The sequence below is a fragment of the Kushneria pakistanensis genome (assembly GCF_014652795.1).
GTDB classification, from domain to species: domain Bacteria; phylum Pseudomonadota; class Gammaproteobacteria; order Pseudomonadales; family Halomonadaceae; genus Kushneria; species Kushneria pakistanensis.
Window position 1 is genome coordinate 136,422 of the sequence record NZ_BMZM01000004.1, and the last position, 22,312, is coordinate 158,733.

27 protein-coding genes are annotated in these 22,312 nt (G+C 58.5%); 15 read left to right on the top strand and 12 right to left on the bottom strand.

The features are described 5' to 3' along the window. Positions 1 to 52: 52 nt before the first annotated feature. The 6 genes from IE123_RS14155 to IE123_RS14180 form a co-directional block, all read right to left on the bottom strand. Positions 53 to 1,468 carry an RNA polymerase factor sigma-54 gene (locus IE123_RS14155; RefSeq protein ID WP_189519380.1) on the bottom strand — a complete coding sequence of 472 codons (1,416 nt, stop codon included), beginning with the start codon at positions 1,466 to 1,468 and terminating at the stop codon, positions 53 to 55. Positions 1,469 to 1,588: 120 nt separating this feature from the next. Then, positions 1,589 to 2,314 (bottom strand): LPS export ABC transporter ATP-binding protein, encoded by a 726-nt coding sequence (gene lptB, locus IE123_RS14160; RefSeq protein WP_189519382.1) that lies wholly within the window; start codon positions 2,312 to 2,314, stop codon positions 1,589 to 1,591. After that, positions 2,311 to 2,871, bottom strand: a complete 561-nt coding sequence (lptA, locus tag IE123_RS14165) for a lipopolysaccharide transport periplasmic protein LptA (RefSeq protein WP_189519384.1) — start codon at positions 2,869 to 2,871, stop codon at positions 2,311 to 2,313. Before lptA ends, lptB begins: the two co-directional genes overlap by 4 nt. 41 nt (positions 2,872 to 2,912) lie before the next feature. Then, complete coding sequence (gene lptC / locus IE123_RS14170; protein ID WP_189519386.1) at positions 2,913 to 3,503, bottom strand: LPS export ABC transporter periplasmic protein LptC; 591 nt, start codon at positions 3,501 to 3,503, stop codon at positions 2,913 to 2,915. 31 nt (positions 3,504 to 3,534) lie between these two features. Continuing rightward, positions 3,535 to 4,089 carry a KdsC family phosphatase gene (locus IE123_RS14175; RefSeq protein ID WP_189519388.1) on the bottom strand — a complete coding sequence of 185 codons (555 nt, stop codon included), beginning with the start codon at positions 4,087 to 4,089 and terminating at the stop codon, positions 3,535 to 3,537. Between the two features lie 101 nt (positions 4,090 to 4,190). Continuing rightward, positions 4,191 to 5,174, bottom strand: coding sequence for a KpsF/GutQ family sugar-phosphate isomerase (locus IE123_RS14180; protein ID WP_189519390.1), 984 nt, complete (start codon positions 5,172 to 5,174; stop codon positions 4,191 to 4,193). 216 nt (positions 5,175 to 5,390) lie between these two features. Here IE123_RS14180 and IE123_RS14185 point away from each other — a divergent pair, with 216 nt between their 5' ends. From IE123_RS14185 to hisD, 9 genes are all read left to right on the top strand, one after another. Beyond that, complete coding sequence (locus tag IE123_RS14185; protein ID WP_189519392.1) at positions 5,391 to 6,203, top strand: ABC transporter ATP-binding protein; 813 nt, start codon at positions 5,391 to 5,393, stop codon at positions 6,201 to 6,203. Beyond that, positions 6,203 to 6,979: a lipid asymmetry maintenance ABC transporter permease subunit MlaE gene (gene mlaE, locus IE123_RS14190; protein ID WP_189519394.1), complete on the top strand. Its 777-nt coding sequence runs from the start codon at positions 6,203 to 6,205 to the stop codon at positions 6,977 to 6,979. The genes IE123_RS14185 and mlaE overlap by 1 nt, the downstream gene beginning before the upstream one ends. Then, positions 6,979 to 7,440, top strand: a complete 462-nt coding sequence (gene mlaD / locus IE123_RS14195) for an outer membrane lipid asymmetry maintenance protein MlaD (RefSeq protein WP_189519396.1) — start codon at positions 6,979 to 6,981, stop codon at positions 7,438 to 7,440. The genes mlaE and mlaD overlap by 1 nt, the downstream gene beginning before the upstream one ends. A 68-nt stretch (positions 7,441 to 7,508) precedes the next feature. After that, the gene (locus IE123_RS14200) at positions 7,509 to 8,165 is read left to right on the top strand and encodes an MlaC/ttg2D family ABC transporter substrate-binding protein (RefSeq protein WP_189519397.1); all 657 of its coding nucleotides are present in this window, start codon (positions 7,509 to 7,511) and stop codon (positions 8,163 to 8,165) included. Then, positions 8,165 to 8,518, top strand: coding sequence for an STAS domain-containing protein (locus IE123_RS14205; protein ID WP_189519399.1), 354 nt, complete (start codon positions 8,165 to 8,167; stop codon positions 8,516 to 8,518). Before IE123_RS14200 ends, IE123_RS14205 begins: the two co-directional genes overlap by 1 nt. Positions 8,519 to 8,646: 128 nt before the next feature. Next, positions 8,647 to 8,904 (top strand): BolA family protein, encoded by a 258-nt coding sequence (locus IE123_RS14210; protein ID WP_189519401.1) that lies wholly within the window; start codon positions 8,647 to 8,649, stop codon positions 8,902 to 8,904. 20 nt (positions 8,905 to 8,924) lie between these two features. Then, a complete protein-coding gene (murA, locus tag IE123_RS14215; RefSeq protein WP_189519403.1) occupies positions 8,925 to 10,184 on the top strand; it encodes a UDP-N-acetylglucosamine 1-carboxyvinyltransferase in 1,260 nt (419 codons plus the stop codon). Positions 10,185 to 10,237: 53 nt separating this feature from the next. Continuing rightward, positions 10,238 to 10,894 carry an ATP phosphoribosyltransferase gene (hisG, locus tag IE123_RS14220; RefSeq protein ID WP_189519405.1) on the top strand — a complete coding sequence of 219 codons (657 nt, stop codon included), beginning with the start codon at positions 10,238 to 10,240 and terminating at the stop codon, positions 10,892 to 10,894. Between the two features lie 113 nt (positions 10,895 to 11,007). After that, the gene (gene hisD / locus IE123_RS14225; protein WP_189519814.1) at positions 11,008 to 12,324 is read left to right on the top strand and encodes a histidinol dehydrogenase; all 1,317 of its coding nucleotides are present in this window, start codon (positions 11,008 to 11,010) and stop codon (positions 12,322 to 12,324) included. A gap of 30 nt (positions 12,325 to 12,354) precedes the next feature. Here the strand turns inward: hisD and IE123_RS14230 are convergent, their stop codons facing one another. Next, positions 12,355 to 13,590 (bottom strand): Do family serine endopeptidase, encoded by a 1,236-nt coding sequence (locus tag IE123_RS14230; protein WP_189519407.1) that lies wholly within the window; start codon positions 13,588 to 13,590, stop codon positions 12,355 to 12,357. A 198-nt stretch (positions 13,591 to 13,788) separates the two neighbouring features. On the opposite strand from IE123_RS14230, the gene IE123_RS14235 reads away from it, so the two are divergent. Beyond that, positions 13,789 to 14,544 carry a Nif3-like dinuclear metal center hexameric protein gene (locus IE123_RS14235; protein ID WP_189519409.1) on the top strand — a complete coding sequence of 252 codons (756 nt, stop codon included), beginning with the start codon at positions 13,789 to 13,791 and terminating at the stop codon, positions 14,542 to 14,544. A gap of 32 nt (positions 14,545 to 14,576) precedes the next feature. On the opposite strand, the gene IE123_RS14240 is transcribed toward IE123_RS14235, so the two are convergent. Then, positions 14,577 to 15,026, bottom strand: a complete 450-nt coding sequence (locus IE123_RS14240) for a Z-ring associated ZapG family protein (RefSeq protein ID WP_189519411.1) — start codon at positions 15,024 to 15,026, stop codon at positions 14,577 to 14,579. Between the two features lie 207 nt (positions 15,027 to 15,233). Between IE123_RS14240 and zapE the strand changes: the two genes are divergently transcribed. The 5 genes from zapE to IE123_RS14265 all read left to right on the top strand — a co-directional run bounded on the left by zapE (position 15,234) and on the right by IE123_RS14265 (position 18,749). After that, positions 15,234 to 16,382, top strand: coding sequence for a cell division protein ZapE (gene zapE / locus IE123_RS14245; RefSeq protein WP_189519413.1), 1,149 nt, complete (start codon positions 15,234 to 15,236; stop codon positions 16,380 to 16,382). A 150-nt stretch (positions 16,383 to 16,532) separates the two neighbouring features. Beyond that, complete coding sequence (gene rplM / locus IE123_RS14250) at positions 16,533 to 16,961, top strand: 50S ribosomal protein L13 (protein ID WP_189519414.1); 429 nt, start codon at positions 16,533 to 16,535, stop codon at positions 16,959 to 16,961. A 12-nt stretch (positions 16,962 to 16,973) separates the two neighbouring features. Further along, a complete protein-coding gene (rpsI, locus tag IE123_RS14255; RefSeq protein WP_108843839.1) occupies positions 16,974 to 17,366 on the top strand; it encodes a 30S ribosomal protein S9 in 393 nt (130 codons plus the stop codon). 163 nt (positions 17,367 to 17,529) lie between these two features. Further along, on the top strand, positions 17,530 to 18,159 hold the full coding sequence (gene sspA, locus IE123_RS14260) for a stringent starvation protein SspA (protein WP_189519416.1): 630 nt from the start codon (positions 17,530 to 17,532) through the stop codon (positions 18,157 to 18,159). Positions 18,160 to 18,257: 98 nt separating this feature from the next. Next, entirely contained in the window at positions 18,258 to 18,749 is a 492-nt protein-coding gene (locus tag IE123_RS14265) for a ClpXP protease specificity-enhancing factor (RefSeq protein WP_189519418.1), read from the top strand. Between the two features lie 93 nt (positions 18,750 to 18,842). On the opposite strand, the gene IE123_RS14270 is transcribed toward IE123_RS14265, so the two are convergent. From IE123_RS14270 to IE123_RS14285, 4 genes are read right to left on the bottom strand one after another with little or no spacing between them, the layout of a single operon-like run. Continuing rightward, entirely contained in the window at positions 18,843 to 19,409 is a 567-nt protein-coding gene (locus IE123_RS14270) for a BON domain-containing protein (protein WP_189519420.1), read from the bottom strand. Then, positions 19,402 to 19,995, bottom strand: coding sequence for a phosphoheptose isomerase (locus IE123_RS14275; protein ID WP_189519422.1), 594 nt, complete (start codon positions 19,993 to 19,995; stop codon positions 19,402 to 19,404). Before IE123_RS14275 ends, IE123_RS14270 begins: the two co-directional genes overlap by 8 nt. Before the next feature lie 54 nt (positions 19,996 to 20,049). Further along, entirely contained in the window at positions 20,050 to 20,424 is a 375-nt protein-coding gene (locus IE123_RS14280; protein WP_189519423.1) for a YraN family protein, read from the bottom strand. A 6-nt stretch (positions 20,425 to 20,430) separates the two neighbouring features. Further along, on the bottom strand, positions 20,431 to 22,161 hold the full coding sequence (locus IE123_RS14285) for a penicillin-binding protein activator (protein ID WP_189519425.1): 1,731 nt from the start codon (positions 22,159 to 22,161) through the stop codon (positions 20,431 to 20,433). Positions 22,162 to 22,312: the final 151 nt, after the last annotated feature.

Consider the following 22,312-nt stretch of genomic DNA (forward strand, 5'->3'; position numbering starts at 1 on the left):
ATGTTGTTATGTCTCATGAAGGTTTCAGGGCGTCATTATTTCATGATGAAGGTCATGCCAGCCGCTTGCGCTCGCTGGAAGAGGGAATGCCCATGGCTTCGCGATACTTGGCCACGGTGCGTCTGGCGACCATGATGCCGTTGTCGGCCAGAAGCTGTACCAGACGGGCATCGGAAAGCGGGCGTCGTGGCGTCTCATCGCCAATGAACTTGCGTATCCGGGCGCGGATGGCCGTGCTGGCGTGGGCGTCTCCCTCCTGACCGACATGGCTTGAGAAGAAATACTTGAGCTCCATGACCCCGCGGGGCGTATGGATATACTTTCGTGTAGTGACCCTCGAGATGGTGGATTCATGCATATCCACGGCCCGGGCAATATCGGCCAGGATCATGGGCTTGAGCGCCTCATCGCCCTGTTCGATAAAGCCGGCCTGACGCGTCATGATTTCACGGCCTACCCGCAGCAGGGTGTCGTTGCGACTTGACAGGCTCTTGAGCAGCCAGCGTGCTTCCTGAAGATGTTGTTTGAGAAAGGTGTTGTCATCGCTTTTATCGGCACGGCGTACCAGGGCCGCGTAATCGGGCTGGATACGAAGCCGCGGGAGGGCTTCCTGGTTGAGCTCGACCTGCCAGCCATGGTGCACGTGGTGTCGCAGAATCAGATCCGGAATGACGTGATGGTGATCCACGGCTTCAAAGTCCTGCCCCGGACGCGGGTTGAGCGAGCGGATAGTGCGGATCACCTCATCGAGTGCCTCATCATCCAGGCTCAGGCGACGCTTGAGAAGACGCCGATTGTTTTGCCCGAGCGCTTCGAGAAACTGACGAACCATGCGCCGGGTCTGGGCAAGCCAGGGGGTGTCGCTTTGGAAATGATCGAGCTGCAGCAGCAGACATTCCCGCAGATCCCGAGCAAAGACACCGGTGGGTTCACACTGCTGAAGCCGCGCCAGCATCTGCTCCATCTCGACCTGTCGGAGATCATCAAGGCCCTGCTGGCGAAGCCCCTTGCCAAGATCTTCCAGATCCATGCCGAGATAGCCGCTGGGTTCAAGAGCGTCCAGCAGGGTATCGGTGATCAGCTGTCCACGTGCATCCATGTCCATCAGCATGATCTGCCCACGCACGTGTGAAATCAGATCAATCGCCTGGGCGTTGTGCTCGATATTCCAGCTGTCATCCGCTGCCCCGAGTGGGGCGCTGCCATTGGTATAGATATCCTCCCAGCGAGCATCCAGCGGCAGCTCATCGGGAATATCTTCGGACCATTCGTCCTGGGAAAGCGGCGTGTCCAGCTGTTCGAGGCTCTGCTCTTCTTCAAGATCCAGCAGTGGATTGCTTTCCAGCGCCATCTGGATTTCCTGCTGTAGATCCAGCGTCGACAACTGCAGCAGGTGAATGGCCTGCTGCAGTTGCGGTGTCATGGTGAGCTGAGTGCCAGCGCGCAGCTGTAAGGCGGGTTTCATCATGGTCATAACGCCCGGTCGCCAACGTTTGATATCACGCTATCCAGTCCGTGGCGGCCTTGCAAGTGCTGAAGGCGCTCCGGGCTGCAAATATCATGCCATCAGGCGACGATGTCTGCGGGGTTAGAGGCGGAACTCGTGACCCAGGTAGACGTCACGCACATGCTGGTTGCTCAGGACAGCGTTGGCATCACCTTCGGCAATGATCAGGCCGCTGCCGACGATATAGGCGTTATCGCAGATATCAAGTGTTTCACGCACATTGTGATCGGTAATCAATACGCCAATGCCACGGGTACGCAGCTGACGGATAATGCCCTTGATCTCGCCAACCGAAATGGGGTCAACGCCGGCAAAGGGCTCATCGAGCAGGATGAAGGCAGGCTCGATGGCCAGCGCGCGGGCGATCTCGACACGTCGACGCTCGCCGCCGGACAGGCTCATGCCCATGTTGTCCCGAATATGGGTAATGCTGAACTCTTCAAGCAGCTGATCAAGACGTTCGCGGCGCTGATGGCGGTCAAGGTCCTTGCGCGTCTCAAGGATGGCCATGATGTTGTCGGCCACGGAAAGCTTGCGAAAGATGGAGGCTTCCTGGGGCAGATAGCTGATGCCTGCGTGGGCGCGCTTGTGCATCGGGCTGCGGCTCAAATCGAGATCATCAATGGCCACGCGGCCGGCATCGGCCTGGATCAGCCCCACAATCATGTAAAACGAGGTGGTCTTGCCGGCGCCATTGGGACCCAGCAGGCCGACGATTTCCCCCTGGCCGATCGACAGACTGATGTCCTGCACGACACGGCGCCCCTTGAAGCTTTTGGCCAGATGGGCTGCGTGAAGGGTTTTCATTGATTACTGTTGCCCTGTTGGTCTTCGGGAGTGAGCTGCATGCGAACACGGCCGCCTGCGCCATTGCCAGAGCTGGTACTGCCTTGAGCGCTCTGATTGCCGCGTGCGTTGACCTGGCGGGAGTCAAGAAAATACTCCACGTACCCCCCAGTGAAGGTGTCACCATTTTGATGCAGTTCAGCGTTGCCAATCAGTTCTACGCGGCGCGCGCCGGCATGATAGATGATGGTGTTGCCCCAGCCCTTGGCAAGTGGGTCATTGGGCGCCGGCTGCTGCTCGATATAGGCGCGTCCGCCATTGCCCCCCTTGGCTGTCAGGCTGGAGAGGCCGCCGCTTTGAGCACGCTTTAACTCGACCCGGCTGGAGCGCAGCTTCATGGTGCCCTGGTCGACTTCAACGGTGCCGGTATAGACGGCTGTGCCGGCGCGATTATCGATATTGAGTTCGTCGGCGCCGATATCGATGGGTTTCTGGCGATCGCTTTCCAGAGCCATGGCCTGCTGGCCGAGCATTGCCAGAAGCAGGGCAGAAGTACACAGCAGCAGAGGGCGCGTCATGGTATGTCCTTGTCATCGTTCATGTTTGAAAAAGGCGGCGGTTACTGGCGAATGGGAGGGTGAAAGCCCCGCACATTGCCCTCAAGCGTCATGCGATCCTCATCGACCCAGCCGTCAAAACGATCACCGCGGGTACGCTGCTCGTTCTGGGTAAAGATGGCTTCGCTGTCGCTCCAGGCATGCCGCGCTGGTACGTCATAATGCAGCACATCCGTTTGTAGTTGCCACCCGTCCGCCGGCTGGCGCAGTACGGCATTGCCGGCCAGCTCGAACGTATTGCCATCAGGACCGAGCGTGGCGCGCTCGCCATCGGCTGTCCAGCGGTTGCCGTCATCTCCCAGCAGCGTGAAATGCGGCGTTGTGGCACGCGTCACATCATCGGCAGGCGTATGGGAAACGCGTGGGCTCTCCATGGTCTGTGCCATGCGGCCCTGTTCATCGAAGCGGGTATAGGACACCCCTTCAAGGTAGTAGTCGGGAACGCCTTCTTCGCTGTCCGGGGCAGGGCCGGGCGACATCAGGGTGTTTCTCTGATCGATCAGCGTGAGTACTCCGCCCAGTACCAGCACCAGGGCCAGAATGCCCAGACGTGCCCGTGTTCGTCTGGTTGGGAGCCTGTCTCGAAATGCCATATGCACTTCCTGTCGAGTAAGCGATGCAGCCTCAGGGCTGCTCGTGAGCACGAATGATAGCCTGCCAGGCGCCACGCGCGGTCAGTAGCCATTCGCAGAGTTCGCGTACGGCACCGTGCCCACCATGCGCCCGGGTGACAATATCAGCCCGCTGGCGAATATAGTCCGGTGCATCCGCTACTGTCGCGCCTACGCCTGCATGCATGATAGCGCCCAGATCGGGAAGGTCATCGCCGCAATAACAGACGTTACCGGCCTCAAACCCCTGTTCTGCCATCAGGGCCTTCAATACGACGAGCTTGTCATCACGGCCCTGAACAACGTGGCGAATGCCCAGCTCCTGTGCCCGCCGGTCCACGGCGGGGGATATCCGGCCGGTAATCAGGGCAACATCGATGCCTGCCTGCATGATCAGCTTTAGTCCGAGGCCGTCACGTACATGAAATACCTTGTCGCCATCATGCTGTGGCTGGGAGGCGTATCGAAGCCGGCCATCGGTCAGTACCCCGTCGACATCCAGCGCCAGCAGGCGAATGGAACGGGCGCGTGCCGTCAGTGCAGAATTCGTGTCATCGGGTTGTGTCATGGCGTGTGCTTTCAGGTCTCCAGAATGGCGAACGGAACTGCGAAGGCTACTCGGTTAACGTCAGCCAGTCGTCCTGTGATCGAGCATGGATCAGGGTGGCGCTAGACAATGCCGCTTCTGAGCAGATCATGCATCTTGAGAAGCCCGGTCGGTCGATACCTGTCATCAACCACCACCAGGGCCGTAATGCGATGCTCCTCCATGACTCTGACGGCTTCTGCGGCGAGTGTTTGTGCCTCGATGGTACGACCGCCCGGCGTCATGACGTCTCTGATGACCAGTTTTCGAACGTCGCCATGACGATCGATCGTGCGTCGCAGGTCACCATCGGTATAGATGCCCACGAGGCGGTCGGTATCATCCGTAATACAGGTGAAGCCATGACCCTTGCGTGTCATCTCGACCAGCGCCTCGCTGAGCAGTGCATCCTGCTGGATGATCGGGAGTTCGTCACCGGTATGCATCAGGTCTTCCACTCGCAGCAGCAGGCGCTTGCCCAGCGTGCCGCCCGGGTGGGACAGGGCGAAATCTTCCGGGCTGAAACGTCGCGCTTCAAGCAGGGCGATGGCCAGCGCATCACCCAGTGCCAGCGCAGCAGTAGTGGAGGATGTCGGTGCCAGGTTCAGTGGACAGGCTTCCTGCGCCACGCTTGCATCAAGATGTACGTCTGCGTGTCTGGCAAGGCTTGAGGAGGCGTTGCCGGTCATGGCAATGACGGTGGTGCCCCGGCGCTTGAACAGTGGCAACAGGGCCGTCAGTTCGGCGGTTTCACCGGAGTTGGAAAGCGCCAGGACAAGGTCGTTGCGCACCAGCATGCCCAGATCGCCATGGCTGGCTTCGCCTGCATGGACAAAAAAGGCGGGCGTGCCGGTGCTGGCCAGGGTGGCGGCCGTTTTTCGTCCCACATGGCCTGATTTTCCAACGCCAATGACCACCACGCGCCCGCTGCACTGGAGGATATGCCGACAGGCGCGCGTGAAGTGTTCATCGAGGCGCTCGCGCAGATCCCTCAATGCCTCCTGCTCAAGCAGGAGCGTACGCCGGGCGCTGGCCAAAAAGTCGTAGTGGGTATCAGGTGTCGTCATGGCATCGAATTCTGACGCCGGATGCATCCGGGCACAAGCGCAACCGTACGGTCGAGCATGTGTCATCGAGAAAAAAGGGATGCCCTGAAACCTCTGTAGGGGCGTCATTTTCATGCCTTTGTGATGGTTGCCTTCAGCCAGTACTGGTGGGTGAGGGTATAATTCGGATACGATGTTCGCTAACTCCATATCCTTTTGTGTTTACTCAGGAGTTGTATGTCCGACTCAACACTGGTCAGCGTCGAGAATCTACATTTCTCGCGAGCTGGCAGACCCATTTTTTCGGGCGTTGATCTGGAGATCCCCAAGGGGCGCATTACAGCCATCATGGGGCCCAGCGGCACCGGCAAGACAACCCTGCTCAAACTGATTGCCGGCCAGCTGACGCCCGATTCGGGCAGTGTGCATGTCGGCAAGGACAACGTGCATCGATTGTCCCGACAGGCGCTGTTTCGAATGCGGCGTCGCATGGGCATGCTGTTTCAGAGCGGGGCGCTCTTTTCGGATCTGAGTGTGTTCGAAAACGTGGCCTTTCCGCTGCGCGTGCATACCGACCTGCCCGAGCACATGATCCGTGATCTGGTCCTGATCAAGCTGCAGGCCGTGGGGCTGCGTGGCGCGCGTGATCTCATGCCCGCCGAGCTTTCAGGCGGCATGACCCGGCGGGTGGCTCTGGCGCGTGCCATTGCGCTGGATCCGGATCTGATCATGTACGATGAGCCCTTTGTGGGGCAGGATCCCATTTCCATGGGGGTACTGGTGACGCTGATTCGCCGGCTCAACAGTGCCTTTAACATGACAGCCATTGTGGTCTCCCACGATATCAAGGAGACGCTGTCGATTGCCGATCATGTCTACGTGATTGCCGATGGTCGCGTGATGGCCAGCGGGTCACCGGCATCACTGCGCGAAGCACAGGATCCCCGGGTCAGCCAGTTCATTCAGGGCCAGCCCGACGGGCCGGTTCCCTTTCATTATCCTTCGAAGAACTTCTACGAGGATATTCTTGCGCCATCGGAGGTGTCTTGATGTCACCGTTGACGTCTCTGGGGCGCAAAACGCTGAACACGCTCGAGTCACTGGGGCGCAGTGCCATCTTTCTGGCACAGGCGCTTTTCCATCTGCCCAGGATCGAAGGGGCGAGGCTATGGCTCAGGCAGATGTATTTTGTGGGTGTCATGTCGTTGCCCATTGTTGCCGTGTCAGGTCTTTTCATTGGCATGGTCATCGCCCTGCAGGGTTATCTGGTGCTGTCCGGATTTGGCGCCGATGAGGCGCTGGGCCAGATGGTGGCGCTGTCGCTGCTGCGCGAGCTTGCCCCTGTTGTCACCGCGCTGTTGTTCGCCGGTCGTGCCGGTTCTGCCCTGACGGCCGAAATCGGGCTCATGAAGGCGACCGAGCAGCTCTCCAGCATGGAGATGATCGGCGTTGACCCGTTGCGCCGGGTTATCTCGCCGCGGCTGTGGGCGGGATTCCTGTCCATGCCGATACTGACCGTGTTTTTCAGCGTGATCGGTATCGCGGGTGGCTACCTTGTCGGTGTGGACTGGCTTGGCGTCGATCAGGGCTCGTTCTGGGGCAACATGCAAGGCAGCGTTGTCTTCATGGATGATGTCATGAACGGCATGTTGAAAAGCGTGGTGTTTGGTGTCGTCGTGACATGGATCGCCGTCTTTCAGGGATACGATCTCATACCGACCTCCGAGGGAATTTCGCGCGCCACGACCCGGACCGTTGTTTTTGGCTCGCTGGCCGTACTGGGGCTGGATTTCATTTTGACCGCGCTGATGTTTGGAGAATTCTGATGAAGCGCTCTAAGTGGCTTGAAGCCGGTGTTGGTGCCTTTGTACTGGCCGGTTTTCTGGGACTCGTCTTTTTGGGTCTACAGGTAAGTGGTCTTGCTCCCGGGCAGGCTGAACAGAATTTCACGGTGCATGCCAATTTCAGCAATATTGGCGGACTGAAGGAGCGCTCAAGGGTCACCATGGCCGGTGTCACCGTTGGCCGTATCACCGATATCGAGCTGGACCCGCAGTGGCTGGAAGGTCGGGTGACCATGAAAATTGACAGTGATGTGGGTGAAAAACTGTCGCAGGACTCCACGGCGTCTATTCTGACGGCAGGGCTTCTGGGCGAGAAATACATCGGCCTTTCAACCGGTGGCGCGCCTGAAATGATCGAGGATGGCGGCACCATTCGCGATACGCAGTCGGCCCTGGTGCTGGAAGAGTTGATCCAGCAGTTCGTATCAAACATGTCCAAATAATCTGAATGGCGATGGTCGATACCACCTGTCGGCCCTCGCGCAATTTGTGTCACCAGGAGGTGCAATAAATGAAAAAAGTCTCCCGTTATGTTGGCGTACTGGTAGCGGCCATGCTTGGCATGGGCATCATGTCTGCTCAGGCGGCCAATCAGTCTCCCCATGAGGTGGTCAGCCAGAGCGTTGATCAGCTGATGTCAAAACTTGAAAATAATCAGGACCGTTATCGCAATCATCCTGATGAGCTCAAAAAGGTTGTCGATCAGAATATCGACCCCATCGTTGACTGGCGCTATGCCTCGGCCAGTGTCATGGGCAAGTACTTTCAGGCAGCCAGTCCCGAACAGCGCAGCAAGTTTGCGCGCGTGTTCAAGCAGACGCTGATCGATACCTACGCTCAGGGGCTGGTGACGTTTGACTACAAGGATGTTCGTGTCCTCGATAACAGTCAGAACACACGTTACGAAGATCAGGCCAGTGTCGATATGGAAGTCATTGCTGCCAGCGGCGAGCGCTATCCGGTCTCCTATACGCTGCGTCAGCGTGATGGGCAGTGGAAGGTCATCAATGTAGTGGTCAACGGTATCAATCTGGGGCTGACCTTCCGCAACCAGTTTGATCAGGCCATGCGTTCCAACAACCGTAACTTTGATGCGGTCATCAATGGCTGGGCACCTGACGTCGATCTGGAAGAGGGCGATGGCAATAATCAAAAGGCTCAGGGCTGATGAGCGATACGCTCTACAGTGATGATAGCGTTGCACTCAAGGCCCGGGAGGATGTCCTTTATCTAAAGGGGGCGCCGGGTTTTGACAATGCTTCCGATCTGGCCACGGCTGGTATCAACTGGCTGCAGCAGCATAAAGGGTCACAGGTATCCTTCAATCTGTGCGGTGTCAGCCGCACCAGCAGTGCGACCATCTCGGTGCTGCTTGAATGGTTGCGCATGACGCAGCAAAAGAAGCTGGAAGTGGATCGCATTACACTGTCCGACAGCATGCGTGAGCTGATCGAGATGGCGGAGCTCAGCGATGTGTTTCCCGCCCATGAAACCTCGTTTGCCGCACCCGGCGACACCTGAAACGCTGATCCGGCAGGCAGCATGATTTGAAAGCGGCGTCACTGACGCCGCTTTTTTTTATGTCCATTCGCGCCGGGTCATGCTTTTCATTTACCATTGGCGCCCAACAAGCCAGCGAAGGAGTCACCATGCAGCCTGATGAAGTCAAACGCCTGCTTGAGGCGCGAATTGAAGGATGTGAATTTCACATTCAGGGAGAAGGATGCAATTTTCAGGTCACTGCCATTGGTGGTGTTTTTGAAGGCATGTCACCCGTCAAGCGTCAGCAGCTCATTTATGCCGCCCTTTCTGAAGAGATTGCCAGCGGTGCGCTGCATGCCATTACTATCAGGACCCTGACACCGGCCCAGTGGGCCGAGGCGTCACCTGATTCAGATCGTGCCTGATTGCCGTGGAAGCCTGGTGAATGGATAAACTGATTATCAGCGGTGGTCGGCCGCTGTCCGGCGAGGTCTGGACCTCGGGTGCCAAGAATTCGGCCCTGCCCATCCTTGCCGCCACATTGCTGGCCGATGAGCCGGTTATCATCGGCAATCTGCCGCATCTGCAGGACATCACCACCACGCTCGAATTGTTGGGGCGGATGGGGGTCGAGCCCATCATGGGCGAGAAGATGAGCATCCAGCTCGATGGCCGCGTCAGGGACTGTCACGCCCCTTATGACCTGGTCAAGAAGATGCGCGCCTCGATTCTGGTGCTGGGCCCACTGCTGGCCCACTTTGGTACGGCAGATGTTTCACTGCCTGGCGGTTGTGCCATTGGCTCGCGTCCGGTGGATCTGCATATTCGTGGTCTGCAGGCGATGGGCGCCGATATCAGGGTGGAAGGCGGCTACATTCGTGCCAGGGCGCCCGGGGGGCTGAAAGGCGCCCATATCGTGATGGATACGGTCACGGTCACGGGAACGGAAAATCTTCTGATGGCTGCCACCCTGGCCGATGGCCGTACCGTGCTGGAAAACGCCGCCCGTGAGCCTGAAATCGTCGATCTGGCCGAGTGTCTGATCGCGATGGGCGCAAATATCAGCGGCCATGGCAGCAGCACGATTACCATCGACGGCGTTAAACGTCTGCACGGCTGTCACTATGACGTCATGCCCGATCGCATCGAAACCGGCACCTTTCTGGTCGCCGCGGCGGCTACCCGTGGCAGGGTCCGGGTGCGTAACGCCCGTGCCGATACCATGGAGGCGGTACTGCTCAAGCTGGAAGAAGCCGGCGCCGAGATCGAAACCGGTGATGGCTGGATCTCGCTGGACATGCATGGCCGCCGGCCGAAGGCCGTCAACATTCGCACGGCCCCCTATCCGGCCTTTCCGACCGACATGCAGGCACAGTTTGTGGCGTTGAACGCCGTGGCCGAAGGCAGTGGCCGCGTCGTTGAGACCATCTTTGAAAATCGTTTCATGCATGTGCAGGAAATCAACCGCATGGGGGCGGACATCTCCCTTGAGGGCAATACGGCGCTGGTCAACGGTGTCGAGCGCTTGAGCGGTGCCCCTGTCATGGCTACCGATCTTCGTGCCTCTGCCAGCCTTGTCATTGCGGCCCTGGTGGCTGAAGGTGAAACGGTGGTGGATCGTATCTACCATATCGATCGTGGTTATGAGTGCATCGAGGAAAAGCTTCAGCTGATGGGGGCGCGTATTCGTCGCGTGCCGCGTTAGGGGCCGTACGATACACGTCATGCCGATTCATTTTTGCAGCCAATGAAGATCACATGAGTAAACCGCTGATACTGGCGCTCTCCAAGGGGCGAATCCTCAAGGAAACGCTGCCACTGCTGGCCGATGCCGGCATTGAGCCGCTGGAGCCGCTCGACAAGAGCCGAAAGCTGCTGTTCGATACCACGCTTGAAAACGTCAAGCTGGTGATCCTGCGTGCCGTGGACGTACCCACCTATGTGCAGATGGGGGCCGCCGATGTCGGTGTGGCCGGCAAGGACGTTCTGCTCGAGCATGGCGCCCAGGGGCTCTATGAGCCTCTGGACCTGGATATTTCGCGCTGTCGCCTGATGACAGCCGGTATTGAAGGCGTCACGCCCGGGCGCGCCCGGCGCCGTGTGGCGACCAAGTTCGTCAATATTGCCCGGCGCTACTATTCGGGCCTGGGTATTCAGGCAGAGGTCATCAAGCTTTACGGCGCGATGGAACTGGCCCCGCTGATGAACCTTGCCGACGAGATCGTTGATATTGTCGATACCGGCAATACCCTGCGAGCCAACGGCATGGCGCCGCGTGAGCTGATCGCCGATATCAGTACGCGTCTGGTCGTCAACAAGGCGTCCATGACCGTGGAACATGCGCGGCTTGGACCGTTGATCGAACGTCTGGGCCAGGCGGTGGCGGCACGTCGCCAGAGTGACGTGACGTCCTGAGCCTGTCTGATTCGCACGGTTCTTCGCCGCATTGGCGAAGCAGGAGATCACCCCCCTGATGCAGCGTGACACTCTCCGGCGCGAGCCGGGATGCAAGGAGTAATTCTGGCGTGATGGACAATCAGAGCATACAGCGACTTTCTACACAGCAGCCGGATTTTGAGTCCCGACTGAATGCGCTTCTGGACTGGGAAAGCGTTTCCAGCGCCGAGATACAGCAAAGCGTGGACAGCATCATCGCCGACGTTCGCCGTCGTGGCGATGCTGCCGTGATCGAACTGACCCGTCGGTTTGATCGGCTTGATGTTCAGGACATGTCAGCACTGACGCTGACGGCCGATCGACTGGCGCAGGCGTGGGAGGGCTTGCCGGAAGAGCAGCGACAGGCACTGGCAGTGGCAGCTGATCGCATCCGCGCCTATCACGAACGCCAAAAGCCCGAGTCCTGGTCCTATCAGGAAGCGGACGGCACCATGCTGGGTCAGAAGGTAACGCCACTGGACCGGGCCGGTGTTTATGTCCCGGGTGGCAAGGCGGCCTATCCCTCTTCGGTGCTGATGAACGTGATTCCGGCGCACGTGGCCGGTGTGGAAGACATCGTCATGGTCGTCCCCACGCCGGATGGCGTGCTCAATGAGCTGGTGCTGGCAGCGGCTCATGTGGCCGGCGTTGCTCGCGTCTTTACCATTGGCGGTGCCCAGGCCGTGGCGGCACTGGCCTATGGCACTGAAACGATCCCGAAGGTCGACAAGATCGTGGGGCCGGGCAATATCTTTGTGGCCACGGCCAAGCGCGCCGTATTCGGGCAGGTTGGCATTGACATGATCGCCGGCCCCTCGGAAATCCTGGTGGTCTCTGACGGGGGCACCGACCCGGATTGGCTGGCCATGGATCTTTTCTCGCAGGCCGAGCACGATGAGGATGCCCAGGCCATGCTGATCAGCTGGGATGCACGGCACCTGGAGGCAGTGGCGGAAAGTATCGAGCGTTTGCTGCCCACGCTGGAGCGTGCCGAGATCGTTCGCGCATCGCTTTCCCGTCGTGGGGCGCTGGTGCTGGTAGATGACGAGACGCAGGCATTGTCGCTGGTTAATCGTATCGCACCAGAGCATCTGGAGCTGTCAGTGGAAGAGCCACAGCGGCTGGTCGAGCAGGTGCGCCATGCCGGTGCCATCTTCATGGGCCGCTATACGGCCGAGGCGCTGGGCGATTATTGCGCCGGTCCCAACCACGTGCTCCCGACCTCCGGTACAGCGCGTTTTTCCTCTCCGCTGGGCGTGTATGATTTTCAGAAGCGCTCTTCGCTGATTCAGTGTTCACCCCAGGGGGCTTCAACACTGGGACGCACGGCGTCGGTACTGGCCAGAGGGGAGTCGCTGACAGCACACGCTCGCTCGGCTGAAAACCGTATCGATAGCGACAAGCACTGACTCAAGAGCGTTTCAGCCATCAATCGCCGGTCAGCTGTCGGGCTGTACCGGCGTCACCGGCCGGCTGGGACGCTCCCCCACGCTGACGTTGACCTTGAACCGTTTGCCGCTACGATAAAGCTCTACCGGTAGCTGCTTGCCGGGCTCGATCTCTGCGATATCCACCATGGCGGTCTGGGCATCCAGTAGCGGTTTGCCGGCCATCGAAAGAATCAGATCGCCTACCCGGATGCCGGCCTGTGCTGCCGGGCCGCCTTCCACCACATCCGACACCACGACCCCGCGCGGGGCATTGATATCCAGCGATGCGGCCAGACTGGAGCTTACCTCCCTGGCCTCGATACCCAGCCAGCCCCTGACGACTCGCCCGCGAGTGACCAGGTCATTGAGAATGCCATGCGCCAGGTTGGTAGGGATGGCAAAGCCGATGCCCTGTGACCCGCCGGTGCGCGAAAAGATCGCCGTATTAATACCGACGAGCGCGCCTTCTGCATTGACCAGAGCACCACCCGAGTTGCCGGGATTGATGGCGGCGTCCGTCTGGATGAAATCCTCGTAGGCGTTGAGGCCCAGATGATTGCGTCCGGTGGCGCTGATAATGCCCATGGTCACGGTCTGTCCCACGCCGAAGGGATTGCCGATGGCCAGGGCAATGTCGCCGACGCGCGTGTTGGTTGCATCGGCAAGATCAATGACCGGCAGCTTTTCGAGATCAATCTTGAGTACCGCCAGATCCGTTTCCGGATCGGTACCGATGACAGTTGCCAGCGTTTCACGGCCGTCCCGCAGGGCAACCTGTACTTCATCGGCGCCGCTGATAACGTGATTGTTGGTCAGGATATAGCCTTCGTCGCTGACGATGACGCCCGAACCGAGACTGGACAGCATGCGCCGCCGGCCTGATTGGCTGTTGCCAAAGAACTGTTCGAAAAAGGGGTCCGACATCAGCGGATGCTGGTCGCGCTCGACCAGCCGTGACGAATAGACATTGACCACAGCAGGTGCTGCGCGCTGTACGGCATCGGCGTAGCTTGCCGTGCCGGGGCCCCGCTGCAATGGTGTGGCTTCACGTGTTACTGGTGGGGTGCGCTGTACTGGCGGTGTGGAGACCGGCATGGAAGGTGGAGAAACCACCTGCTCCTGCCGGGCAGGACTGGCAAGATGCTCTCCACTGTCAATGATCTGTGGCATGTGGTCCAGCAATACCATCGCCAGCAGTACGCCACAGACGACAGGCCAGATCAGGGGCACCAGAAAACGGCGCATGACAACATCCTTTTTGAAACAGGCAGCGCATGGCTGCAGACTTGCAGATGATTCGGGTCCGGCATCTGGCTTTGGGGGTTACCCCCTGAAGGCAGATCGGAATGTCGTATAAATGTTGGGCGAGTTTATCACCGAGGCATCAGCAATGTCTGATGCCGGCGTTGTCACTTTCAGAAATTAATGGGCAGGAGATCAGACATGACCGCGCGCAAGGTATTGCTGGATGACATGCAGGCACTGCTTGCTCCCGAGCGTTTCAAGGACTTTACCGTCAATGGGCTGCAGGTTGAGGGGCGCGACCAGGTCACACGCATCATGAGCGGGGTCACGGCCAGTCAGGCGCTGCTCGATGAGGCCGTTGCATGGCAGGCCGATATGGTACTGGTGCACCATGGCTATTTCTGGAAAAACGAGCCGGTAGCCATTACGGGCATGAAGCAGCGTCGCATTGCCACGTTGCTGGCGCATGACATCAATCTGGTAGCCTGGCATCTGCCGCTGGATGCCCATGCCACGCTTGGCAATAACGTGTTGCTGGCCGAGCGCATGGGATGGCAGGTAGAGGGCGTACTCAACGGAGAAGTGGGGCAGGGGCTTCTATATCACGGCACCATGGAAGTCTGCTCACAGCAGGCACTTGCCGAGCTGTTGCGTACTCGACTTGACCACACGCCATTGATGATCTGTGGGCATGACCGCCCCGTCAGGCGTATTGCATGGTGCACGGGAGGCGCGCAGGACATGATCATCGAGGCCGCAGAGGCTGGCATGGACGCTTTCGTATCCGGTGAGGTGTCCGAGCGAACGACGCATCTGGCGCGGGAAATGGGAATTACCTACTATGCTGCCGGCCACCACGCGACCGAACGCGACGGTATTCGCGCCCTGGGCGAGTGGCTGGCGCAGCAGCATGATGTCGAGCACCGCTTTGTCGATATCGAAAATCCGGTGTAGCGGCTACCGATGTCCCGGCAGCTGTCGTCAGATCAATAGCGAGGCGGCTGCGGGTCCTTGCTTTCACTCTCCTGCTTCTGACGCAGCCCGTAGCTTTCATCCAGCGTGCCGCTGCTGTCGGCATAGTCGCGTGGAATGTGAAGGGCCGTTGTGTCTTCCTCTGATTCCTGAGGCGTATCGACCTGGCGCTGACGCTTGAGTGCCGGGTCGCTGGTCATGGTGGCGGCATCAGTGCCGAGTCGCGTCTGAAGCTCTTCACTCTGGCGGGTAATGTTTTGCGCCAGGGTCATGACGTCGGCGAAATGTGTATTCACATTCTCGCGAAGCCCATTGAGCTCAAGTTCGGTTTCAGCCAGTCTCTGCTTGAGTCTTTGGCTGGTCGTTCTCTCCGAGCCCGAGAAGTGGCGGATCAACACGCCGATAGCGATGCCTGCCAGCAGCGCCACGATGGCGACTACCCAATCAATATTGCCTTCGTTCACCAATATTCCCCTCTTCGATGCTGATTGCACGCACGACCGGCGTGACCATGCGATGGGTCATTATAGAAGGCGTCGTGTTGTTCGGGTCAATTCACTCACGACATAATCATGCTCATCAGCGATGATGAAGCATCGCCATCGTGGCGAATCAGTCTTCGCCACGATGTACAATCATGGGCACCCGATTTCTGCAAGGCACCGAACAATATGTCCAGACTTTCCCCGCGTGAACAGTACCGGCAGGACCTTGAACGTGAAGGCTTTCAGCATGACAGCTCCCAGGAAAAGGCAGTCGAGCATCTGCAGCGTCTTTATGAAGCGCTGACGAACAGACCGCGGCCGAAGCCTTCAGCAACGACGGCCGACAGCGGGCTCAAATCAAGGATGTCGGGTCTTTTCGGTAAAAAGAGTGCCCCGGCGCCCACGGCACCTGCCGAGCCGGATATCAAGGGCCTGTATTTCTGGGGCGGGGTAGGCCGGGGCAAGACATGGCTTGTGGATACCTTCCATGACAGCCTGCCCTTTGATGACAAGATGCGTACGCACTTTCATCGCTTCATGCAGCGTGTGCACAAGGAGCTGGAAATTCACAAGGGTCAGAAAAATCCGCTGACCCAGGTGGCTGCAAAACTTGCCGGAGAAGCCAGGGTCATCTGTCTTGACGAGTTTTTCGTCAAGGATATTACCGATGCCATGATTCTGGGCAATCTGCTCGATGCTCTTTTCGCGCAGGGCGTAGTGCTGGTGACCACGTCCAATATCGTGCCGGACGAGTTGTATAAAAACGGCCTGCAGCGTGACCGTTTCCTGCCCGCCATCGACCTGCTCAACCGCTACTGTGAGGTAGTCAATGTGGATGCGGGCATTGATTATCGAATGCGTACTCTGACTCGCGAGGAGATCTTTCATACGCCGGCCGGTGACAGTGCCGACAAGGCTTTGCAGGAGAGCTTCATTCACCTTGCTGGTGAGGCCGGAGAAGAAGAAACGTTACGTATCAACGGCCGTGCCCTGCAGGCGCGTCGCTGCCATGAAGGCGTGGTCTGGTTCGACTTCAGGACACTGTGCGACGGGCCACGCAGTCAGAACGACTATATCGAACTCTCACGCCAGTATCACAGCGTGCTGATCTCCAATGTGCCGATCATGGGGGCAGCCATCGAGGATCAGGCGCGGCGCTTTATCAACATGGTGGACGAGTTTTATGATCGCGCCGTCAAGCTGGTGATGTCGGCAGATGCCGAACCCGAGTCACTCTACAGTGGAGGAGAGCTTGCCTTTGAGTTCGAGCGCACGGTATCGCGTCTACAGGAGATGCAGTCAAGTGATTATCTGGCGTTGACGCACAAGCCCTGAATGTGATTACTCCTTGTCTGGCGAGCGTGGGCTCTGTACAATGCGCGCTCGCTTATCGTTGTTGTCCTTGCCTGCAGAGGCAACAACCAAGAAAAATAGGGATTGGCAGGGCAGCAGTCACGCTCTCGCCACAACCATGGTGATTCATACATGAAGACGTTCAGCGCCAAACCGCAGTCCGTGCAGCGCGACTGGTATGTCGTCGATGCTGCAGACAAGACTCTGGGTCGACTGGCTACCGAGATTGCCCGCCGTCTGCGTGGCAAGCACAAGGCCGAATATACCCCTCACGTTGATACCGGTGACTACATCGTTGTCGTCAACGCCGAGAAGGTTCGTGTGACCGGCAAGAAGTCCTTTGCCAAGCAGTATTATCGCCATACCGGTTACCCGGGCGGCCTGCGTTCGATGAACTTCGAGCAGATGATCGATCATGCTCCGGAGCGCGTTCTCGAAATCGCTGTCAAGGGAATGCTGCCCAAGGGCCCGCTGGGTCGCGCCATGTATTCCAAGCTCAAGGTTTATGCCGGTGGTGAGCATCCTCATGCGGCGCAGCAACCTCAGGCACTGAATCTCTAAAGGAACATTTTCATGGCACAGCAGCAATACTACGGCACAGGCCGCCGCAAGACTTCTACCGCACGCGTTTTCCTGCGTCCGGGCAATGGCAAGATCACGGTCAACAAGCGTGAGCTCAACGAATACTTCGGTCGCGTTACGGCGCAGATGGTTGTCCGTCAGCCGCTGGAGTTGACTGAACTGACCAATCAGTTCGATATTTTTGTTACCGTTCAGGGCGGCGGTGGCTCTGCTCAGGCAGGCGCCATTCGTCACGGCATTACCCGTGCCCTGATGGAATACAACGAAGAACTGCGCGCCCCGCTGCGCAGCGCCGGCTACGTGACGCGTGATGCACGTATGGTCGAGCGTAAGAAAGTGGGTCTGCGCAAGGCACGTCGTCGTCCCCAGTTCTCCAAGCGTTAAGCTTCGACGTCATGTCTCAGGACGCCCGGGTGCTTTCCCGGGCGTTTTTGTGTCCGCAAAACGTTTTTCCACACTTGTTGAAACGTTGTGGTTGCCAATCCGGCAACCCGAGATGCGTGCTCTCGTGTTATCATCCAGCTCGTCATTAAAGTGAGGACTTTCTATGGGTGTTGTGGCCAAACGATCGTCAATGACGTTCTATACAGGCAGTGACGACCATTACAGCCATCGCGTCAGGATCGTGCTGGCCGAAAAGGGGATTTCCGTTGATATCATTGAGGTCAACGATGAGCATCGTCCAGCAGAGCTGGCGGATCTCAATCCCTACAATAGTGTGCCGACACTGATCGATCGTGATCTGGTTCTCTATGAATCAAAGGTCATGATGGAGTACCTAGATGAACGTTTTCCGCATCCGCCTCTATTGCCGGTATATCCCGTAGCGCGTGCCCAGAGCCGCCTGTGGATGCACCGAATCGAGCGTGAATGGTGCCCGATGGTGGAACGTATCCTGTCGCCGGGTTCCAAAAAGGAAGTCGAGCAGGCGCGCAAGGAATTGCGTGAAAGTCTGATAGGTATCAGCCCGATCTTCGAAGATATTCCGTTTTTCATGAGCGAAGAATTTTCGCTGGTAGACTGCTGTCTGGCGCCCATCCTCTGGCGTCTACCGGCGCTGGGTGTCGATCTGCCCGAGCAGCAGGTCAAGCCACTGATGGGCTATATGGAAAGGCTGTTTGCGCGGGATGCCTTCAAGGCATCGCTTCTCGAATCGGAGCGCGAGCTTCGCACCTGATCGGATAATCGTTGCAGGCATGTGATGTCCTGCAACAGAAAATACTGATTGATGCGCAGGGTCTGACATTTTGATGCATTCTTCAGTGAGGTGAAAACATGCATTCCAGCCGTCCCTACCTGATTCGTGCGTTGTATCAGTGGCTGCTGGACAACGACTGCACGCCTTATGTCGTTGTCGATGCCGAACGTACGGGCGTGGTAGTACCAGAGCAGTTCGTCCAGAATGGCCAGATTGTTCTGAATATTGGCCCTGGCGCCGTGCGAGAGCTCTTCATGGAAAACGACATGGTCGCTTTCAACGCACGTTTCGGCGGACAGCCAATGACTGTTGAACTGCCCATTGATGCCATCATCGCCATTTATGCGCGTGAAAACGGCGTGGGCATGGTCTTTGGCCAGGAACCTGTCATGCCGGATGACGCCTCGGGTGTTGCCGAGCCGGATGAAGATGATTCCGAGGATCGTGACTCACACCTGGGAACAGTGGCGAGAACGAACGATGACAATGGCGATGATGACAACGACAATGATGATGACGGCACGCCGCGTCCTCGCAAGGGTCGTCCTTCGCTGAAAGTCATCAAGTAGGCATTTTCTGACAGTGTCATACCAACGGACCCGCCAAAAGGCGGGTCCGTTTTTTATGCGCCGCCAGTGCAGCAGATGGATTGCGCAGAATGTTCAGGTGTTGATGTACTCAAAGACCTTGACGATGCGCTCCACGCCACTGGTCTGTGAAGCCAGCTGTACGAGGTAGTCCGCTTCATGGGGGCGAACCATCCCCATCAGATACACCGTACCGTTTTCTGTCAGGATTCTGACGCGCTCATTATCAATACGTTTGCCAGCGGCCAGTCGCGCCTTCACGCGTGAAGTGACCCAGGTATCCTGCAGTCGCTGCTGTGTCGAGCTGTTGGGACCAACGCTTAATTCGTTGCGCAACTGGCGAACGCCCTGAAGACGCGTGGCCAGTTCATTTGTCCGAGCCTTCTGGGCATCGCTGCCCACCTGACCCGTCAACAGGACAAAGCCGTTGTAAACGTCAACGTTGATATGACTGTTATCCAGACTGTCATCGGCCCGGATGCTGTCCCAGAGCGTTCGCGCAATCTGTGTGTCCTGGTCGATGGCGTAGCTGGTGCGCGTACCATAGCCACTGCTGCCGGTAATGGTGCTGCAGCCACTTGTGGCCAGCGTCAGACCCAGAAGAAGGGCGCCTGTTAACCGGGAAAATGAGCGCTTATTCATTGCTGCCAAAGAGTTGGTGATCGATCAGGTCGCAAAGACAGTGAATGACCAGCAGGTGCACTTCCTGAATGCGGGCGGTCACGGTGGCGGGGACACGAATTTCACAATCTTCCTGACCCAGCAGGGAGGCCATGTTGCCGCCGTCTCGCCCGGTCAGGGCGACCACGGTCATGTCGCGATCATGCGCTGCCTGGATGGCCTGGATGACATTGGCTGAATTGCCGCTGGTCGAAATGGCCAGCAGGACGTCTCCAGGCTGACCCAGCGCCCGAATCTGCTTGGAAAAGACGTCGTTGTAGCTGTAATCGTTGGCAATCGAGGTGATGGTTGAAGAGTCCGTGGTCAATGCCAGCGCGGGCAGACTGGGGCGTTCGCGTTCGAAGCGATTGAGCAGTTCCGAGGAGAAGTGCTGGGCGTCGCCGGCGCTGCCCCCGTTACCGCAGGTCAGGATCTTGCCGTCATTGATCAGGCTTTGTACCATGATCTGGCTGGCAGCCTCAATGAAGGGCGGCAGGACCTCGCTCGACCAGGTCTTGACGTCGATGCTGGCGTTAAAGTGATCGATGATGCGTGATTGAAAGTCCATGGCACTCTTCAAATCGTAAAATGGCGTTTTATTCCCGCTGCTTCACGCCAGGGCTCAAAAGGCGTCAAAGGCACTTTTGACCCATTCAAAACGCAAGCGGTCGGGAGGCTCACCCGTAACTCCTACCGCATCGAAGCGGCAAGGGCATGATAACCGCTTGTCGAGCAGATAAAAACGCGCAGCCCGGATCAGCTTTCGCTGCTTGGCAGGGGTAATGGTTTCAAGCGGGGAGCCGTGGGAGGCGCTGGCGCGATAGCGTACTTCGATAAAGACCAGATATTCGCCATCACGCATGATGAGATCAGTCTCGCCGCCTCGGACATGCTGATTACGGGCAATGACAGCGAGCCCCTGTTGTTCAAGCCACTGCGCGGTCAACGACTCGATATCGTGACCGCGCTGGCGATTGCTGAAGGGTCCGAAAGCCACGGCGTATCAGGGCAGGGCCGGCTGGCCGTTACGAAACACTGCCCAGGGCAGGGTGCGAACAATTCGACCATCCTGACCGGGCGCCAGTCGGCCGGTGGCACCATAAAGCTCAAATCCACCAATGGCGTTCATGACCGGCAGGCGACGCGCCAGCTCAAAGGCATCAACCCCCATGGCATGAAGCTTGATCAGTGCCGGCTGATCATCCTGGAGAAGGCGTTCGCGGGTGGATTCAAAGGGTAGTGCGTCACTGCCACCGGCTGCCGCTTCGGGAATCAGCCAGGGGATGTCCACGAACATGACATCATCAAGATCGTGATCCAGTCTTGGCTGGGGCGAGCCTTCATAGACGTGCGAGGTCGCATAGATGGGCAGGTCAGCGGCGTCATAATAATCAAGCGTAGGAGGCACTTGGCGGGCATAGCCGGGCAGTGCCAGCAGGAAAAGCATGTCGGGACGCCCACGACCGCCGTTCAGGGCTGCCTTGACCGAAGAGGTGGCTGATGCTGACGGGTCATAGTTCTGAACGCTGACCAGATCGCCGCCATTTTGCTGCCAGGACTGTTGGAAAGCCCCCAGTACGCGGCTGCCCCATTCATTGTTGGGAACCAGAACGCCGGCCCTGTGATGACCGTCAAGCTGCGCGCGCTGTGCGGCCTGGCGTGCTTCATCTTCGGCAGAAAGACCATACTGGAACAGGTTACGGGCACTGTTGTGATCATGGGTGCCGTAATTGAGGGCCAGTGTCGGCAGCGCGACCGCATCGCGGGTTTCCAGCTGCGATACCTGCTCCTTGCTGAGCGGGCCGATCACGGCCTGCGCGCCTTCCATGGTGGCTCGCGCGTAAAGGCTTTCCATGTCCTGCCCGGTGGTGTCATAAAACACCAGTTCAGGGGTCTGGCCGCCCTGGTCGCGAACATCATCGGCACGCGTCTGAATGCCTTCACGTACTGCGGTGGCAATGGATTCCAGCGGACCACTCTGGGGCAAAAATACCGCAATCTTGCGAATTTCCTGATCGCGAATCTCATCCAGCGCGCTAAGATCCGTTGGCAGACGACGCGATGCCGGATGCCGGGCATTGTTGGACTGCCACTGGTTGATGGCGTCGGTCAGCGTGCTGATGTTGGCACCCTGCTGACGCTGAAGCCGCGCCAGTTCAACCCAGCCGGCCGCCACGCTGCCCTGGCGGGCGAGCTGGTCGAGCTGACCCGGGTCAAGGCGATTGAGCTGACGCCAGATGGTGTCATTAAGCTGTGTATCCCCCGTGCGCTCCTGCAGGGCCGTCAGGGTGAGGGCCGCCTCCATGGGCTCATTGTTCATGGCCTGGGCAAGGCCGCGACGCTCAAGCAGCGTGTTTCTTTCATTGTCCGGCAGCGCTGCGGCGCTATCCAGAATGCGCGTGGCATCCAGAACTGTCTGCGGATCCTGCATGTCCAGTGCGGCGCGTGACGTCAGCAGTGCCCAGCGAAGCTGCTGGTCACCGGGAAGTGCCGACCGATCCAGAGCGTTGGCCACTTCCAGCGCGCGGGTGTTATCGCCCTGACGCTGCAGCATCTCGGCGGCCTGGAGGCGGGTGGCCGCGGCTTCCGGTCCCTGTTGCTGCTGGGCCTGACGCAGGAGGTCATCGGAGGACTGACCGCCAAAGCGATCAACAATGCCCGACGTGCCGGCACAGCCTGCCAGTGTAAGTGCCACCATGGCCGCGCCGGCCAGTCTGGTAAATGATGTTCGCATGCCTGGGCATTTCCTTTTCTTGCCGGTCTCCGTGATGGCGCCACAGCGTGGCGTCCGCGAACTGCACGGCGTACCATGCAGCTCCAGTCGAGCCTGTAATGTTTTTTGTCATGACACAGGCGAATCCGAAGGCAATAACGCGTCCGAACCA